The organism is Streptomyces speibonae (assembly GCF_984686075.1).
Map to the genome: position 1 here is coordinate 6,594,407 of NZ_OZ480260.1, position 15,981 is coordinate 6,610,387.

The 15,981-nt window shown below is 73.3% G+C and carries 18 protein-coding genes; 8 read left to right on the forward strand and 10 right to left on the reverse strand.

Going from position 1 to position 15,981, the window contains the following annotated elements; all coding sequences use genetic code 11:
• The first annotated feature begins 141 nt into the window (after positions 1–141).
• The 3 genes from AC5L3C_RS29640 (at position 142) to AC5L3C_RS29650 (ending at position 3,230) form a co-directional block, all read left to right on the forward strand.
• Complete coding sequence (locus AC5L3C_RS29640; protein WP_493652020.1) at positions 142–1,740, forward strand: ABC-F family ATP-binding cassette domain-containing protein; 1,599 nt, start codon at positions 142–144, stop codon at positions 1,738–1,740.
• Positions 1,741–2,102: 362 nt separating this feature from the next.
• On the forward strand, positions 2,103–2,324 hold the full coding sequence (locus AC5L3C_RS29645; RefSeq protein WP_185930913.1) for a helix-turn-helix domain-containing protein: 222 nt from the start codon (positions 2,103–2,105) through the stop codon (positions 2,322–2,324).
• Positions 2,325–2,426: 102 nt separating this feature from the next.
• Positions 2,427–3,230, forward strand: coding sequence for an enoyl-CoA hydratase/isomerase family protein (locus tag AC5L3C_RS29650; protein ID WP_493652022.1), 804 nt, complete (start codon positions 2,427–2,429; stop codon positions 3,228–3,230).
• A 530-nt stretch (positions 3,231–3,760) separates the two neighbouring features.
• Here AC5L3C_RS29650 and AC5L3C_RS29655 read toward each other — a convergent pair.
• Positions 3,761–4,483, reverse strand: a complete 723-nt coding sequence (locus AC5L3C_RS29655; protein WP_493652024.1) for a nucleopolyhedrovirus P10 family protein — start codon at positions 4,481–4,483, stop codon at positions 3,761–3,763.
• 85 nt (positions 4,484–4,568) lie between these two features.
• On the opposite strand from AC5L3C_RS29655, the gene AC5L3C_RS29660 reads away from it, so the two are divergent.
• From AC5L3C_RS29660 to amaP, 5 genes are read left to right on the forward strand one after another with little or no spacing between them, the layout of a single operon-like run.
• Positions 4,569–5,063 (forward strand): Asp23/Gls24 family envelope stress response protein, encoded by a 495-nt coding sequence (locus AC5L3C_RS29660; RefSeq protein ID WP_125507562.1) that lies wholly within the window; start codon positions 4,569–4,571, stop codon positions 5,061–5,063.
• A gap of 25 nt (positions 5,064–5,088) precedes the next feature.
• On the forward strand, positions 5,089–5,274 hold the full coding sequence (locus AC5L3C_RS29665; RefSeq protein ID WP_215204723.1) for a hypothetical protein: 186 nt from the start codon (positions 5,089–5,091) through the stop codon (positions 5,272–5,274).
• Positions 5,271–5,654, forward strand: a complete 384-nt coding sequence (locus tag AC5L3C_RS29670; RefSeq protein ID WP_125507566.1) for an Asp23/Gls24 family envelope stress response protein — start codon at positions 5,271–5,273, stop codon at positions 5,652–5,654. The genes AC5L3C_RS29665 and AC5L3C_RS29670 overlap by 4 nt, the downstream gene beginning before the upstream one ends.
• Positions 5,651–6,280 carry a DUF6286 domain-containing protein gene (locus AC5L3C_RS29675; RefSeq protein ID WP_125507568.1) on the forward strand — a complete coding sequence of 210 codons (630 nt, stop codon included), beginning with the start codon at positions 5,651–5,653 and terminating at the stop codon, positions 6,278–6,280. Before AC5L3C_RS29670 ends, AC5L3C_RS29675 begins: the two co-directional genes overlap by 4 nt.
• Before the next feature lie 2 nt (positions 6,281–6,282).
• Positions 6,283–6,861: an alkaline shock response membrane anchor protein AmaP gene (amaP, locus tag AC5L3C_RS29680; RefSeq protein ID WP_411573070.1), complete on the forward strand. Its 579-nt coding sequence runs from the start codon at positions 6,283–6,285 to the stop codon at positions 6,859–6,861.
• 48 nt (positions 6,862–6,909) lie between these two features.
• On the opposite strand, the gene AC5L3C_RS29685 is transcribed toward amaP, so the two are convergent.
• The 9 genes from AC5L3C_RS29685 to AC5L3C_RS29725 form a co-directional block, all read right to left on the reverse strand.
• Complete coding sequence (locus AC5L3C_RS29685; protein ID WP_493652027.1) at positions 6,910–7,665, reverse strand: SDR family oxidoreductase; 756 nt, start codon at positions 7,663–7,665, stop codon at positions 6,910–6,912.
• Positions 7,666–7,669: 4 nt separating this feature from the next.
• Positions 7,670–9,451 carry a glycoside hydrolase family 15 protein gene (locus AC5L3C_RS29690; RefSeq protein WP_493652029.1) on the reverse strand — a complete coding sequence of 594 codons (1,782 nt, stop codon included), beginning with the start codon at positions 9,449–9,451 and terminating at the stop codon, positions 7,670–7,672.
• 33 nt (positions 9,452–9,484) lie between these two features.
• The gene (locus AC5L3C_RS29695; protein ID WP_493652031.1) at positions 9,485–9,850 is read right to left on the reverse strand and encodes a hypothetical protein; all 366 of its coding nucleotides are present in this window, start codon (positions 9,848–9,850) and stop codon (positions 9,485–9,487) included.
• Complete coding sequence (locus AC5L3C_RS29700; protein WP_493652033.1) at positions 9,847–10,485, reverse strand: RNA polymerase sigma factor; 639 nt, start codon at positions 10,483–10,485, stop codon at positions 9,847–9,849. Before AC5L3C_RS29700 ends, AC5L3C_RS29695 begins: the two co-directional genes overlap by 4 nt.
• Entirely contained in the window at positions 10,482–12,044 is a 1,563-nt protein-coding gene (locus AC5L3C_RS29705; protein WP_493652035.1) for a sodium:solute symporter family protein, read from the reverse strand. Before AC5L3C_RS29705 ends, AC5L3C_RS29700 begins: the two co-directional genes overlap by 4 nt.
• Positions 12,045–12,653: 609 nt before the next feature.
• Positions 12,654–13,442, reverse strand: coding sequence for an SURF1 family cytochrome oxidase biogenesis protein (locus AC5L3C_RS29710; protein ID WP_493652037.1), 789 nt, complete (start codon positions 13,440–13,442; stop codon positions 12,654–12,656).
• A 65-nt stretch (positions 13,443–13,507) separates the two neighbouring features.
• Entirely contained in the window at positions 13,508–13,741 is a 234-nt protein-coding gene (locus AC5L3C_RS29715) for a metallothionein (protein ID WP_125507584.1), read from the reverse strand.
• Between the two features lie 63 nt (positions 13,742–13,804).
• On the reverse strand, positions 13,805–14,794 hold the full coding sequence (locus AC5L3C_RS29720; protein WP_493652039.1) for a DEDDh family exonuclease: 990 nt from the start codon (positions 14,792–14,794) through the stop codon (positions 13,805–13,807).
• Between the two features lie 118 nt (positions 14,795–14,912).
• The gene (locus AC5L3C_RS29725; protein WP_493652040.1) at positions 14,913–15,920 is read right to left on the reverse strand and encodes a CopD family protein; all 1,008 of its coding nucleotides are present in this window, start codon (positions 15,918–15,920) and stop codon (positions 14,913–14,915) included.
• Between the last annotated feature and the right edge of the window lie 61 nt (positions 15,921–15,981).

Here is a 15,981-nt window from a genome sequence, read left to right on the forward strand (position 1 = left end):
CGCACGGAGAAAACCCGCACGGAGAAAAAGCGGTTGCACGGCCCCGTTAGAATGGCTCGCATGGCCATTCTCCTCGCGCATTAGACGGCGGGAACGTCCTCAGCCGCCCACCGCCACCCCAACCCGCCCTGGAGTCTGTCCGTGATCTCCGCCTCCGGCATCGAGCTGCGCGCCGGTGCCCGCGTCCTCATCGAAAGCGCCACGTTCCGCGTCGCCAAGGGCGACCGCATCGGCCTGGTCGGCCGCAACGGCGCGGGCAAGACCACCCTCACCAAGGTCCTCGCCGGCCAGGGCATCCCCGCCGCCGGGAGCGTCACCCGCTCCGGCGAGGTCGGCTACCTTCCCCAGGACCCCCGCACCGGCGACCTCGACGTCCTCGCCCGCGACCGCATCCTCTCCGCCCGCGGCCTCGACGTGCTGATCCGCAAGATGCGCGACAACGAGCAGCGCATCGCCACCGGCCAGGGCGCCACCCGGGAGAAGGCGCTCAAGCAGTACGAGCGCCAGGAGACCGAGTTCCTCACCAAGGGCGGATACGCCGCCGAGGCCGAGGCCGCCACGATCGCCGCCGCGCTCAACCTGCCCGACCGCGTGCTGGGCCAGCCCCTGCACACCCTCTCCGGCGGTCAGCGGCGCCGCGTGGAGCTCGCCCGGATCCTCTTCTCCGACGCCGACACCCTGCTGCTCGACGAGCCGACCAACCACCTCGACGCCGACTCGATCGTCTGGCTGCGCGACTACCTCAAGACCTACCGCGGCGGCTTCATCGTCATCTCCCACGACGTGGACCTGGTCGAGACGGTCGTCAACAAGGTGTTCCACCTGGACGCCAACCGCGCCGCCATCGACGTCTACAACATGGGCTGGAAGCTCTACCAGCAGCAGCGCGAGGCCGACGAGAAGCGCCGCCGGCGCGAGCGCCAGAACGCCGAGAAGAAGGCCGCCGCGCTCAACGCGCAGGCCGACAAGATGCGCGCCAAGGCCACCAAGACGGTCGCCGCGCAGAACATGGCCCGCCGCGCGGAGCGCCTGCTGTCCGGCCTGGAGGAGGTCCGCCGGTCCGACAAGGTCGCCAAGCTGCGCTTCCCCGAGCCCTCGCCCTGCGGCAAGACTCCGCTGACGGCCGAGAGCCTGTCGAAGTCGTACGGCTCCCTGGAGATCTTCACCGACGTCAGCCTGGCCATCGACAAGGGCTCCCGCGTCGTCATCCTCGGTCTCAACGGCGCCGGCAAGACGACCCTGCTGCGGCTGCTGGCCGGGGTGGAACAGCCCGACACCGGCGCGGTCGTCCCCGGACACGGACTCAAGCTCGGCTACTACGCCCAGGAACACGAGACCCTCGACCCCGACCGCACGGTCCTGGAGAACATGCGTTCCGCCGCGCCCGACATGGACCTCGTCGAGGTCCGCAAGGTGCTCGGCTCGTTCCTGTTCTCCGGCGACGACGTGGACAAGCCCGCCGGTGTCCTGTCCGGCGGTGAGAAGACCCGTCTCGCGCTCGCGACGCTCGTCGTGTCGTCGGCGAACGTGCTGCTGCTCGACGAGCCGACCAACAACCTCGACCCGGCCAGCCGCGAGGAGATCCTCGGCGCCCTGCGCACGTACCAGGGGGCGGTCGTCCTGGTCACCCACGACGAGGGAGCCGTCGAGGCGCTCCAGCCGGAGCGGATCATCCTGCTGCCGGACGGCATCGAGGACCTGTGGGGCTCCGACTACGCGGACCTGGTGGCCCTCGCTTGAGCCGCCGGACCGGTCAGCAGCGGTTGATCGAAGACGTGATCCACAGCGTATGGATCATTCGGCCCATCGGTGATCCATCATTCGTGTGAGATCTCCTCATCCCGAGGTGTGTCCTACACGGATTTCGCGGCCGAGCCCCCGGGCGAACGGGGCTCGGCCGTCACGTCTTTCTGACCTGGTACTTCGCGGAGGAACCCGATTGGAGGCATCGGCGGCACCCATCGGAATCATGTGTTCCGGATGTGGGGACGCGCTCCCGTCGTCACAACCTTGTCTCATCGACCTTGCCGAATGGGTGGCCATGTGGGCCGGGAGGGGTGATCATGAGGAGACCAGAGCGCACTTCCCATGAGGAGGCACGGGTGGCCGAGACTCTGAAGAAGGGCAGCCGGGTGACCGGCGCCGCGCGCGACAAGCTCGCGGCAGACCTGAAGAAGAAGTACGACGCCGGTGCGAGCATCCGGGCGTTGGCCGAGGAGACCGGCCGCTCGTATGGCTTTGTGCACCGCATGCTCAGCGAGTCGGGTGTCACGCTGCGAGGGCGTGGCGGGGCGACACGGGGCAAGAAGGCTCCTTCGTCCTGACCCCGGCGCCACAGAACCCGATGGTGGCCACCCGGTCGGCAGACCGACCGGCCGGGTGGTTACTGTGCAGTCACTTATGACCGCACCCATCGGAGGCGCCCCATGGCTTCGTCCGCCCAGGACCTCGGCCCGGTACTCGACAAGGACGGCGTACGGCTCACCGTCGACGACGCGATCGCCACGGTGACGCTGACCAACCCGGCCAAGCGCAACGCGCAGAGCCCCGCTCTGTGGCGGACGCTGACCGAGGCGGGCCGGATGCTGCCCGGCTCCGTCCGTGTCGTGGTGCTGCGCGGGGAGGGCAAGTCCTTCTCCGCCGGCCTCGACCGGCAGATGTTCACGCCCGAGGGCATCCCGGGCGAGCCGTCGTTCATCGACCTCGCACGCTCCGACGACGCCGAGCTGGACGCCGCCATCGCCGGGTTCCAGGAGGCGTTCACCTGGTGGCGGCGCAACGACATCGTGTCCATCGCCGCCGTGCAGGGACACGCCATCGGGGCCGGTTTCCAGCTGGCCCTCGCCTGTGACCTGCGCGTCGTCGCGGACGACGTGCAGTTCGCCATGCGCGAGACCAGCCTCGGTCTCGTCCCCGACCTGACCGGCACCCACCCGCTGGTCGGACTCGTCGGCTACGCCCGCGCGCTGGAGATCTGCGCGACCGGGCGCTTCGTCACGGCCGAGGAAGCCGTGAACACCGGCCTGGCCAATCTCGCCGTCCCCGCCGCCGAACTGGACGCGGCCGTCCAGGACCTCGCCGCCGCGCTCCTGGCGGCGCCCCGCGACGCCGTGATCGAGACAAAGGCCCTGCTGCGCGGCGCCCAGGACCGCACCTACGACGAACAGCGCACCGCCGAACGCACCGCCCAGTCCCGCCGCCTGCGCGACCTGGCCGGCCTCGGCGACTGACGCCGTGCCGTGCGGCGCCCGGGGGCGCATGTGCCGGGGGCATCGCCGAGCGCGCCGCCCCGGCCGCGACCGCACCGCGACCTGGCGGGGCTTCGGCGCGTAGCGACACGCCGTTCGCGGGGCTGCTGTCGGTGGTGTGCGGTGGCCGGGACGGCGTGTGCCGGGGGCGGCGCGCGGCGCGCTGCTCAGGCCGTGTCGCCCCGTGACCTGGCGGGGTTTCGTCGGGTACCGGCATGCAGATCGCGTGCCGCCCGTGCGTGAGGCGCTTGTGTCGCACGTGCCGGGGCACCGCCGGGCGCGCTGCGTCCGGCTGCGTGACCTGGCGGGGCTTCGGCGCGTAGCGACACGCCGTTCGCGGGGCTGCTGTCGGTGGTGTGCGGTGGCCGGGACGGCGTGTGCCGGGGGCGGCGCCGGGCCGCGCTGCTCACACCGGGTCGGCTGCGTGACCTGGCGGGGGCTCGGTGCGTGCCGTGCGGTGCCCGGGAGTGCGCGTACCGGGGACGGCGCCGGGCGCGGGAGTGCCGTTCGCGTCAGTCGAGTGCGGTGACCAGGACGGTCGCCGTGGGGTGGTCCGGGAGGGCGTTGGTCACGGCCGTGCGGACGGCACCGGCCACCTCCAGCGGGTGGTGGTCCGCCCGTACCGCGAGGTCCACGCGCGCGTGGCGGTGCGGCAGCGCCGTGCCGCCCGGCTGACCGGAGGCGTACAGCCGGACCGGGCCGGCCGGCGTGCCCGTCAGCCTGCTCACGCCCGGCACGGCGAGCACGGCCGCCGCGACCCGGCCGGCTTCCGAGTCACCCGGAAGGCGCTGCCCGGCCGCCGGTTCCGGCTCCGGTGCTTCGGGTGGCACCGCCGGATCCGTGTCCAGCAACTCCGTCACCCGCAGATCCACCTCGGCGACCACCAGCCCGATCCGTTCCGCCGCCTCGGCCAGCACCGTGCGCAGCAGCGACGCCGTCACCGGCAGCGGCTGCGCCGCCGTGGCCGCGAACCGGGCCGACAGCCGCAACGGGCCGGGCGGCAGCGCGCTCGGCGGAGGCGGCACGACCGGCTCACCCGCCTCCTCGGGAACGGCGAGCCCGATCCGTACGCCGTCCAGGCGAACGCCCGGCGCACCCCGTGCCGCCGCGCGCCGCAACGGCACCGTCGCCGCCCGCTCCGCGATCCACGCGCCGTCGCGCGGCCCGCCCAGGGGCACGATCCTGCCCAGCCCCACCTGTTGCCGTACCGCTTGCGTCCATCCGTCCGCCGTCACTCCTCCAGCCTGCCGCATTCCTGGCGCGATGCAGGGCAACCGTGCATACGGTGGTCGTGGAGGACGACCGAAGGGACGCATGACGATGACCGACATGACCGAGGGAGGCTCGGTACGGGCCCCCGATACCGAGAAGAACCTCGCCGAAACCGGCCCGCGCAAGGGCCAGGGCACCCGGCGGGGCGGCGGCGACCCCGCCACGCGTGGCCGCACCACCATCGCCGACGGTGTCGTGGAGAAGATCGCCGGGCTGGCCGCCCGGGACGTGGTCGGCGTCCACGCCATGGGCAGCGGTCTGTCGCGGACGTTCGGCGCCGTACGCGACCGTGTGCCCGGCGGCTCCAAGTCCGTGACGCGCGGGGTGAAGGCCGAGGTCGGCGAGGTGCAGACCGCGCTCGACCTGGAGATCGTCGTCGACTACGGCGTGTCCATCGCCGATGTCGCCAGGGCCGTGCGGGAGAACGTCATCGCGGCGGTCGAGCGGATGACCGGCCTCGAGGTGGTCGAGGTCAACATCGCGGTCAGCGACGTGAAGCTGCCCGACGAGGAGGACGAGGAACCGGAGTCCCGCCTTCAGTGAGGTTCGGTGAGCGAAGGAGCGCACCATGAACATGGCTGTGGTCGGCATGATCGCCGGCATGGCGCTGGGCTTCGCCGGATACTTCGGCGGCTTCGGGGCCTTTCTGCTGGTGGCGGCCCTGGGCGCCGTCGGGTTCGTCGTCGGCCGGTTCCTCGAGGGGGACCTGGAACTCGGCGACTTCTTCCGGCCGCGTGACGAACGGCGGCGGTGACGGCCGTGAGCACGGGGACCGTCGGACTCGGTGGGAACCCGGCCGCCGTCGCGTCGGGCGAGCGCGGGGAGATCAGGATCGCCGACCGGGTGGTCGCCAAGATCGCCTCGCAGGCGGCCCGCGAGGCGATCGGCACCCTGCCGCAGGAGGCCGCACCACCGCACGCAAGCGTCGTCGTACGCCATGACGCCGCCCGCGTCCGCGTGCACATCGAACTCGACTACCCGGGCGACATCGGCGCCCGCTGCGCACAGGTACGGCGCCGGGTGGTCGACCGGGTGCGCGACCTGGCCGGCATGGCCGTGCCGGAGGTCGTCGTCCAGGTGGAACGGCTGCATCTGACGCCGGCGCCCGGCGCGGAACACGGGAGGACGCCATGAGCGAACCCCACGGCACCGTCCTGGAGAAGCACCCGCCGTCCGCCGGCGACGGAGCGGACACCGCCGGCGGGGGCGACGACGGGCACCGCCGCTTCTGGTCCGCCCGCCGGGTCCCCGCCGGGCTCCTCGCCCTGGTCCTCCTGGTCGTCGCGGGCGCGTTCCTGTACGACATCGTCGCGGTGCGCGCCGACCGGGCCGGGATGAGCTGGCGCCGTGAACTGGCCCGCCAGCTGGCCCAGCGGCCCCTGGACGACGTCTGGGTGCTGACCGGCGCCGCCGTGGCCGCCGCGCTCGGACTCTGGCTCGTCGTCCTCGCGGTGACGCCCGGCCTGCGCTCCCTGCTCCCGATGCGCCGCACCCATCCCGACGTCCGCGCGGGACTGCACCGCGCCGCCGCCGCGATGGTGCTCCGGGACCGGGCCATGGAGGTGGCCGGCGTGCAGTCCGTGCGGGTCGAGGTGAAACGCAGGCGCGCCGACGTCCGCGCGGTGTCGCACTTCCGCGCACTGGACGACGTACGCGCCGATGTGACCGAAGTGCTCGACGAGGCGATCAGAGGTCTGGGCCTGGCCCGGCCGCCCACGCTGTCGCTGCAGGTGCGGCGGCCCGGCCGGAAGGGGCGATAGCCGTGCTGGGGAGCGTCAACCGCGTACTGCTCGCCGTCGTCGGTCTGGTGCTGGTCGCGCTCGGCGGGTCCGTGCTGGCGATCGGCCTCGGAGCGCCCGCACCCTCCTGGTGGCTGCACCACGGGCGGGACGACGTCCTGCTCGACAACGCCGAGCGGACCCGGTGGCGGGACGAGGGCTGGTGGTGGCCGGTGGTCATCGCCGCGCTCGCCGTGCTGGTCCTGCTCTGCCTGTGGTGGCTGCTCGCGGTGCTGCGCCGGCGGCGGCAGGCCGAGATCCTGGTCGACACGGGCGACGGGGAGGGGGCGTCACTGCGCGGCCGGGCCCTGGAACACGTTTTCGCCGAGGAGGCGAGCCGTCAGGACGGTGTCGCCGACGCCCGCGTGGTGCTCACCGGCCACCGCGGCAGCCCGAGAGCCCGGGTGACCCTCACCCTGGAACCCCACGTCGACCCGGGTACCGCCCTGCACACCCTCACCACCGTCGCCCTGGCCCACGCCCGCACCTCATCGGCCCTCCCCGGACTTCCCACGGAAGCCCGCCTCCAAGCCCGAAAACACGGCCCGGAACGAGTGGCCTGACGCCACCCGGCCCACACCACCGCACGGCGCCCGGCACACCAGGGAGCGTCAGAACCCCCTCCGATACCCCCCATCCACCGGCACCATCACCCCCGTCAGATACGACGCCGCCGGCGACAGCAGGAAGGCCGCCGCCCGCCCGAACTCTCCCGGCGTCCCGTACCGCCGCAACGGAATCCGCGACTCCGACGCCTGCCGGGTAGCCTCCGGATCCGCGGACAACGCGTCCAGCTCCCGCACCCGGTCCGTGTCGATCCGCCCCGGCAGCAGCCCCACCACCCGGATCCCCCGCGGCCCCAGCTCGTCCGCCAGCGACTTCGCGAACCCCGCGAGGCCCGGCCGCAGCCCGTTCGAGATCGTCAGCCCGGGAATCGGCTCGTGCACCGACCCCGACAGCACGAACCCGATGACACCCCCCTCGCCCAGCTCCTCCGCCGCCGCCCGGGCCATCCGCACCGCACCCAGGAACACCGTCTCGAACGCCGACTGCCACTGCTCGTCGGTGGTGTCGGCGACGAACCCCGGCGGCGGCCCGCCCACGCTGACGAGCACGCCGTCGAAGCGCCCGAACCGCTCCCGCGCGGTCGCGATCAGCCGCGCCGGTGCCTCCGGGTCGGCGTTGTCGACCGCCACCCCGACCGCGTCCGGCCCCAGCGCGGACGCCGCCTCGGCGACGGGCTTCTCCTCCCGCCCCGTGACGACCACCTTCGCGCCGTCGGCGACGAGCTCCCGCGCGGAGGCGTTGCCCAGCCCGCGGGTCGCCCCGGTGACGACGTACACCCGGTCCTTCAGTCCAAGATCCATGGCCCTATCCTGCCCCCTCGTCCCCGAACAGGGCGAGGGCCGTGTTCACCAGGCCGATGTGGCTGAACGCCTGCGGAAAGTTGCCCAGCAGCCGGCCGCCCACCGGGTCGTACTCCTCCGCGAGCAGTCCCACGTCGTTGGCCAGCCCCAGCAGCCGTTCGAACAGCTCCCGGGCCTCCTGCGTCCGGCCGGTCATGTGCAGGGCGTCCGCCAGCCAGAAGGAGCACACCAGGAAGGTGCCTTCCTCGCCGGGCAGCCCGTCGACCTCCTCGGCGTCCGAGGTGTAGCGGCGGACGAACCCGTCCTGGCCCAGCTCCGAGCGGACCGCCTCGATGGTGCCGAGCACCCGGGGGTCGTCGGGCGGCAGAAAACCCACCCGGGGGATCAGCAGCAGCGCGGCGTCGAGTTCCCGCGAGCCGTAGGACTGGGTGAAAGTGTTGCGCGCGGGGTCGAACCCCTTGGCGCACACCTCCCGGTGCACCTCGTCGCGCAGTTCCCGCCAGCCGTCCAGGTCCCCCTCGAGATCCGGGAACTCCTCCATGGCGCGCACCGCGCGGTCGGCGGCCACCCACACCATCACCTTGGAGTGCACGAAGTGGCGGCGGCCGCTCCGTACCTCCCACAGCCCCTCGTCCGGCTGCCGCCACGCGGTGCGCAGGAAGCCCAGCAGCACCGATTGCAGCGCCCACACGTCCGGTTGTGCGGGCAGCCCCGAACGCCGGGCCAGCGCCAGCGAGTCCACGACCTCTCCGTACACATCGAGCTGGAGCTGGTTCACGGCGTCGTTGCCGACCCGCACCGGCGTGGCGCCGTCGAAGCCGGACAGCCACGGCACCTCGAACTCCGGCAGCCGCCGCTCGCCCGCGAGCCCGTACATGATCTGCAGGTCCGCCGGATCGCCCGCCACCGCGCGGAGCAGCCAGTTGCGCCAGGCCTCCGCCTCGTCGCGGTACCCGGCGGCCAGCAGTGCCTTCAGGGTCAGCGTGGAGTCGCGCAGCCAGCAGAAGCGGTAGTCCCAGTTGCGGACGCCGCCCGGCGCCTCCGGCAGCGAGGTGGTGGGCGCGGCGACGATGCCGCCCGTGGGGCGGTAGGTGAGCGCCTTGAGGGTGATCAGCGAGCGGACGACGGCGTCCCGGTAGGGGCCGTCGTACCGGCAGTGCGCCGCCCAGTCCCGCCAGTCGTTCACGCTGTGCCGCAGTGAGGCGTACGGGTCGATCAGCCGGGGCCGCGGCTCGTGGGAGGGGTGCCAGGTGAGCACGAACGCGACCCGCTCGCCCTCCCGCACGGTGAACTCCGAGCAGGTGCCCATGTCCTCGCCCCAGGTCGGCACCTCCGGCACGCTGCGCAGCCACGCCGAGTCGGGTCCGGCCACCGCCACCCGGTGCCCGTCGGCCCGGCGCACCCAGGGCACGACCGAGCCGTAGTCGAAACGCAGCCGCAGGGTGCTGCGCACGGTCACCCCACCCCGTACGCCCTGCACGATCCGCACCAGGTCCGGGGCGCGGTGCCGTTGCGGCATCAGGTCGGTGATCAGCACCGTTCCTTGCGGGGTCGTCCACTCGGTGTCCAGGACCAGGGTGTCCTCGCGGTAGGAGCGGCGGGTGTACCGCTCCGCGCCGACCGGCGCGATCTGCCAGTGTCCGTTGCTCTCATCGCCGAGCAGCCGGGCGAAGCAGGCCGCCGAATCGAAGCGGGGCAGGCACAGCCAGTCGACCGAGCCGTCCGCCCCCACCAGGGCAGCGGTCTGTTCGTCGCCGATGAGCGCGTAGTCCTCGATACGGTGCACGGGGTGCGGGTTCCCGGCCGCCGGGGGCCGCAATCAGGGGTGGAGCCGGGGGAGTGACGGACCGTCGGCCGCCGCGGCACCGCCGCCGTTGAAGATCACCCCGGGGTCCGAGGGCGCCTGGTTGAGCACCCACAGGCCGATCAGTGTGGCCAGCGCGAAGACGACCGCGACGAGCACGGTGAGGACGAGCCGCCGCCGGCGTTCCCGGCGCAGCCACTCGCCGCGCGCCGTGCGGTAGGCGTCGGGGTCGGGCAGCACCCCGCCGGCCAGGGCCTGGAGGGCGTCGCGCAGTTCGCGTTCGGTGCGTTCCGTGCCCGGCGGGCCGGACGGCTCGGCCCGGTCGTGGTCCGTGCGGTCCGGGCCGGTGCCACGTGACCCCGTCGCATCTCGGTGCGTCATCGCCGGGCCTCCATCGCCTGGGTCAGTGCGGCGATGCCGCGTGAGGTGTGCGTCTTGACGGAACCACGGGAGATTCCCATCGCGGCGGCTATCTCGCTCTCCTTCAGGCCGAGCCAGTGCCGCAGCACCAGCGCCTCGCGCTGCCGGGCCGGAAGGTGCTGCAGCGCGTCGATCAGGACCCGCTGGTCGTCGTGGAGCAGCGCGGTGTTCTCGGCGGAGGCCACGGTCTCGTCGGCCGGGGCCGGCGGACGCTGCTCGTGCCTGCGGGCGACCTGGAGGTGGCGGATCCGCATCCGGGTCAGATTGCAGACGGTGGAGCGCAGATACGCCTCCGCCGCGGCCACGTCCTTCAGCCGTCGCCACTTGCGGTAGATCTGGTAGTACGCCTCGGCCACCACGTTCTCCGGGTCGTCGGCGCCGAGCAGCACGGCGAGCCGCAGCATCGAGGAGTAGTGCAGCTCGAAGAGGCGGGCGACACCGGCCTCCCGCTCCAGATCGGCCGGGTCGCCGACGGCGGGACGCAGCGGCGGGGCCGGCGCCGTCGAGGGGGGCGGCGCGGGAGCCGGGGCCGGGGCCGGGACCGGGGCGGCGGGGGCCGAGGTCAGCGTGGTCCGGGCCTGCTGTCTGCGTCTCATGTGTTGTTCGCTCCCGTCTCCGGACGTCGCCCGGCCATCAGGCGGGACGGCAGGTCGGTGGCGTCGGCGCCGCGTGCGACACCGAGCACGGCGAGGGCCGCGGTGCCGGCGACCGCGACGGTCAGGTTCAGCACCAGGGCGGCGACACCGGCGTAGATCTCCAGCGGTCCGGCGCCGGTGTCGAGCGGCACGATCGAGGAGAACCCCTCCCGCACCACCAGATACGTCCCGGTGGCCATGCCCACGGCCCAGCCGGCGAGCAGCGCCCGCGGATGCAGCCACCGGGTGTACAGCCCGACGGCCACCGCCGGGAAGATCTGCAGGATCCACACGCCGCCGAGCAGCTGAAGGTTGATCGCGTCCTGGTCGCGCAGCCCGAACACGAACGCGACGGCACCGAGCTTCGCGGTCAGCGACACCGCCTTGGCGACCCGCACCTGTCGCTTCGGCGTGGCCGTGGGATGGACGTACTCGACGTATACGTTCCGTACGAAACTGGTCGCCGCGGCGATCGACATCACGGCCGCCGGCACCAGCGCGCCCACCACGATCGCACCGAAGACCAGTCCGGCCAGCGGGCCCGGCATCAGCCGGTCGACGAGCATCGGCACCGCCGCCTCGGCGCTGCCCTCGGGCGCCCGCACCCCGGCCGCCAGGGCCGCGATGCCGAGGAACCCGAACAGCGCCAGCAGCGCGGTCCAGGCGGGCAGCCCCGCCGACACCTTGCGCAGCGTGCGCCCGCCGTCGGCGGCGAATCCGGCGGTGAGCACATGCGGGTACATCAGCAGGGCCAGCGCGGAGCCGAGCGCGAGCGTGGCGTAGGCGGGCTGCTGCCCCGGCGACAGCAGCAGCGGGGAGTGCGCCGCGTCCGTGCCGCCGAGGGCGCGGGCCGCCCCGTCGAAGACCGCGCCGAAACCGCCGAAGCGCCGCAGGACCAGCCAGCAGACGGCGGTCAGCGAGACGAACACCGCCACCGCCTTCAGGGCGGAGATCACCGTGGGCGCCCGCAGCCCGTGCCGGTAGGTGGCGACGGCCAGCCCCGCGAACACGGCCACCATCACGAGATCACCGGTGGCGCCGCTCGGGTACAGCCCGCCCGCGGTGAGCACCGCGCGGATGCCGAGCAGCTGGAGCGCCAGGTACGGCATCGTCGCGAGGATGCCGGTGAGCGCGACGACCAGGGCCAGCGGCGGCGATCCGTACCGGCCGCGCACGAAGTCGGCGACGGTGATGTAGCCGTGCCGCCGCGCCACGTCCCACAGGCGGCTGAGCAGCACGAACGCGAGCGGACAGACGATCACCGTGTACGGCACCGCGAAGAACGCGGGCGCGCCGTTGCCGTACGCCAGGCCCGGTACGGCGGTGAAGGTGTACGCCGTGTAGATCGTCCCGCCGAGCAGCAGCCAGGTCCAGCCCGCGCCGAGGCTCCGGTCGGCGAGCGCCCAGCCCTCCAGCGAGGGCAGCCGGTCGCTGGGCCGCAGCCACCGCGCGGTGACGGCGAGCAGCGACGCCCCGCCGATCACGGCGAGGAACGTCGCGGTCATGGCGCTGTCAGCCATGAATCACCGTCCTAGGAGTGCTGTGCCCTCGGGGGAGAGTTGCGCGGACGGCCCGTCCGGATGACAGAAACCGGTGGGACATCCGTCCGGAACGTGGCGTCAACACATCCGACCGGTGCGCCACTCTCGCACAGAACACCGCGAACCGGGAGGGCAGTCCAGCTCACACCACACACCGCCCACCCCCGGCTACCCACCGTGCCCCCACCACCCGCCCTCCTCGGCCCCGGCACCCGGCTCCGGCCCGCGTGCCGCGTCGCCGCGTGCCGTGGCACGCGGACGTCTGTAGCGCGCCTCCGCGTGCCGACTCGGACAGTGCACCGTCGGCCGGTGCGGGTCCGGGTCGGCCACCTGGCCCTGGCCCTGGTTCCGGCCTCAGCGCTGGCTCCGGGCCCCGGCCTTTGCCCGGGCGCCGCGTCGCCGCGCGCCGTGGCCGGCTGCGCAGCGCGCCTCCGCGTGCCGGCCTGGACAGTGCACCGTCGGCCGGGGCAACAGGGGCGGGGCGACAGCGGGTTCGGCCGGTGCGGGGCCGGGACGGCCACGGACAGCCACCGTCGGTCGGGGCAGGGGCCCCGGCAGGCGGTTCGGCCGGTATGGGGCCGGGCCTCGTTACACCGGTGCCGGCTCGGTCGTACGGGCCGACGGCGTGGCCGTCGCCCGCTCCCGGGCCTCCCTGCGGACCAGGACGATCCAGCCGACCGGCACGGCTGCCGCGAACAGCCACCACTGGACGGCGTAGGCGTAGTTCAGGGCCGCGTTCTCCTTGCCGGGGTCACCGAGCCGTTCCGGGGTGCCGTTCTTCGGCTCGGGTGCCGTCTGTGCCACATAGCCGCCGAGCACCCGGGCGCCGAGGCGCTCGGCCTCCCGCTCGCTGTTGATCAGCATGATCTGCCGGTCGGGCAGGCCCTCGAGCTCCTTGATGCCGCTCGCCTCGGTGGTCTCGTCGGGCATGAGCCGGCCCTCGATCGTGATCTCGCCGGGCGGCGGCGCGGGGACCTCGGGGAAGGCGGTCTGGCTCGGCCCGTCCGAGGGGATCCAGCCCCGGTTGACCAGCAGCACCCTGCCGTCGTCGAGCACGAAGGGGGTGAGCACGTGGAAGCCGACCTGGTCGTCGGCGTTGGTGCGGCGGCGCACGACGACCTCGTCATCCGTGTCGAAGTGCCCCTTCGCGGTCACGGTGCGATACCGCTCGGCGCGGGTCACGGCGTCCCCCGGCGCGGCGAGCCGCTCCACCGGCACGGGATCGGCGGCCAGCGCGTCGGTGACCAGCTGGTTCCGGGCGGAACGCTCCTCGTGGCGGTCCATCTGCCATATGCCCAGCCGGATCATCGTGGGGATGAGAAGCAGGGCGACCAGTGTGATGATCACCCATTGGCGGGACAGCAGGAAGCGGTACACCCCACGACCGTACAACCCGGCCGCGGGGTGCATTCAGGCGGGTACGTCCCCTCACACCGGGCGACTCACACCCGGTCGACGATCCCCGCTTGTCCCTCCGCGCGGGCGCAGTGGGCGCCGCAGTACCAGTGACCGTCCGCCTCGACGCCCTGGCCGATGATCTGCACCCGGCAGTGCTCGCAGATCGGGGCCATGCGGTGGATCGCACAGGAGAAGCAGTCGAAGACGTGCACCGCGCCCTGCGCGTGCACCTCGAAGGTCATTCCGTAACTGTTGCCGCAGACTTCGCATGTCGCCATGCGCCACAGGGTGAGCCGTCGGCCGGGCGGGAGCGAGCGGGCGGCGGGCGAGTCGCCCGTCTGTCACCCGTCCGTACGGTCCGCCGGCTCCACGTCCCCGAGCAACTGGCCGAACGCCGCCTCGTCGACGACCGGGGTGCCGTACTGCCGCGCCTTGACCGTTTTCGACGTCCCCGAGTCCGGGTCGTTGGTGACGAGCAGGCTCGTCAGCCGGGACAGGCTGGAGGCCACATGCAGGCCCGCCTCGGTCGCGCGGTCCTCCAGCAGGTCCCGCTCGACGGAGGTGTCCCCGGAGAACGCCACCCGCATCCCCTGCTTGAGCCGCTTGCCCGGCTCGTAGCGCCCGGGGTTGGGGTAGGGGCACGCGGGCCGCTTGCGCGAGGGGCGCCAGCTGGCCGGCCGGTAGCCCCCGGGGCCCGCCTGCTGCCCGATGCGGGGCCGGTCCGTCCACTCGGTCAGCGGCAGGCACTCGTGCAGCGGCAGCCGTACGCCGCCCGCGGCCGCGGCGCGCAGGCTGGGCCGGAAGGCCTCCGCCAGCACGCGTGCGTCGTCCAGCGCGTGGTGCGCCCGCCGCTGCACGACACCGAAGTGCGCGGCGAGCGACTCCAGCTTGTGGTTGGGCAGCGGAAGCTTCAGCTCCTTGGACAGGGCGATGGTGCACAGCCGCTGCTTGACCGGGGCCTCACCGCGTGCGCGGGCGTACTCCCGGGCGATCATCTGCCAGTCGAAGACGGCGTTGTGCGCCACCAGTACCCGGCCCTCCAGCCGGGCGGCGAACTCCGCGGCGACGTCCCGGAAGAGAGGCGCGCCTTCGAGCACGTCGCTCGTCAGACCGTGGATCCACACCGGGCCCGGGTCCCGCTCCGGATTGACCACCGTGTACCAGTGGTCCTCGACCTCGCCGCGCGCGTCCAGCCGGTAGACGGCCGCGGAGATGATGCGGTCGTCCCGGGCCAGCCCCGTGGTCTCCACGTCAACGACCGCGTATCCCTGGGGATACGCGGCCGGCCACGCGGTGGGGGAGGGGGCTGTGGCGGTGAGGTCTTCGAGCATGGTTCACGAGGATACGGGCCGGGGCCGACACTGCGGTCCGTCAGGTGCCCTGTACACGCCGCCCGTTCGGATTCCGGACATGTCCGGAAGGAGGCGGGCTCCGGTCAACCGCGCCCGGTCACCAGCGGATCGGCACCGGAAGCGCCGTCAGCAGTCCCGACACGGCGACGACCAGCGCGAGCAGATACACCTCCGCCCGCGCGGGTGAACTCGCGCTCAGCGGGTCGGCCGCGCGGGCCAGCCGGATCCGGGCCCACAGCGCGAGCGCGGCGACCCCGGCCATCAGGATCACCTTGGCGAGCAGCACCCGCCCGTACGCCGTCTCCGTCAGCTGCTCCAGGATCGTCTCCGGCGGCATCCGGCGCAGCGAACTGCACACGCCCGTCGCGGTGAGGGCGGCGAGCAGCGCGGCCGCCACGCGCGCGTAGCGGCCCAGCAGCGCGGCGCCCGCCTCCGCGCGCTGCCACACCTTCAGCGTGCGCAGGGCGTACACCAGACCGCCCACCCAGAGCGAGGCGCAGGTCAGGTGCACCAGGGTCAGCCCGGAACCGATCATCGGGCTGTACTCGGTCGTCGGATGGGCGCGCAGGGCCTCCGCGACGACGATCGCGGCCAGGGGCCACACCTGTGTGGCGGGCCGTGCGGACGCGGCGCACAGGGCCGCCGCGAGGAAGCCGTTGACCTCCAGCAGGGCGAGTTTGCCGTCCCGGGAGTCGTAGAGGCCGCCGACGTCGATGTCGGCGGGGCTGCCGGGAACGAGGTTGCCGGTGGCCACGACGGAGGCGAGGGCGAGGGCGGCCACGAGACCGGCGGAGTTGGCGACCGTGGACCAGCTGCGGGGCAGCGTGGCCGGGGCGCCGGGCACGGAGCGGGCCAGCCGCCGGACGAACAGCTCGCCGACGGGTATGGACAGCGCCGCGAACAGCACCGTGCGCAGCAGGGCTATGCCGCCGGTGCCGGGCGCGTCGGCCTCCCCGGTGCCGTGCAGCGCCGGGGACGGGCCGAGGAGCGGTATCAGCGCGCCCAGCGCCACCAGTACGAGTACGGCAGTGGCCCGCCCGGTGCCGGGGCGCCGGGCGCCCCTGTGTGCACCGGTCCTCCCGGCCCTGGGGTTCGTCAGAGTCACCCCAGGATCTTCACAAGATCACACAGTTTTGGGCAAGTGAGCGGCGAAATGCGCGGGGCCG

What these genes read in the sequence shown, in the direction of transcription:
- AC5L3C_RS29650 (WP_493652022.1), top strand. Translation starts at nt 2,427, where the DNA reads ATGGCTTCGTCCGCCCAGGACCTCGGCCCGGTACTCGACAAGGACGGC.
- AC5L3C_RS29660 (WP_125507562.1), top strand. Translation starts at nt 4,569, where the DNA reads ATGACCGACATGACCGAGGGAGGCTCGGTACGGGCCCCCGATACCGAG.
- AC5L3C_RS29665 (WP_215204723.1), top strand. Translation starts at nt 5,089, where the DNA reads ATGAACATGGCTGTGGTCGGCATGATCGCCGGCATGGCGCTGGGCTTC.
- AC5L3C_RS29675 (WP_125507568.1), top strand. Translation starts at nt 5,651, where the DNA reads ATGAGCGAACCCCACGGCACCGTCCTGGAGAAGCACCCGCCGTCCGCC.
- AC5L3C_RS29685 (WP_493652027.1), bottom strand. Translation starts at nt 7,665, where the DNA reads ATGGATCTTGGACTGAAGGACCGGGTGTACGTCGTCACCGGGGCGACC.
- AC5L3C_RS29695 (WP_493652031.1), bottom strand. Translation starts at nt 9,850, where the DNA reads ATGACGCACCGAGATGCGACGGGGTCACGTGGCACCGGCCCGGACCGC.
- AC5L3C_RS29700 (WP_493652033.1), bottom strand. Translation starts at nt 10,485, where the DNA reads ATGAGACGCAGACAGCAGGCCCGGACCACGCTGACCTCGGCCCCCGCC.
- AC5L3C_RS29705 (WP_493652035.1), bottom strand. Translation starts at nt 12,044, where the DNA reads ATGGCTGACAGCGCCATGACCGCGACGTTCCTCGCCGTGATCGGCGGG.
- AC5L3C_RS29715 (WP_125507584.1), bottom strand. Translation starts at nt 13,741, where the DNA reads ATGGCGACATGCGAAGTCTGCGGCAACAGTTACGGAATGACCTTCGAG.
- AC5L3C_RS29720 (WP_493652039.1), bottom strand. Translation starts at nt 14,794, where the DNA reads ATGCTCGAAGACCTCACCGCCACAGCCCCCTCCCCCACCGCGTGGCCG.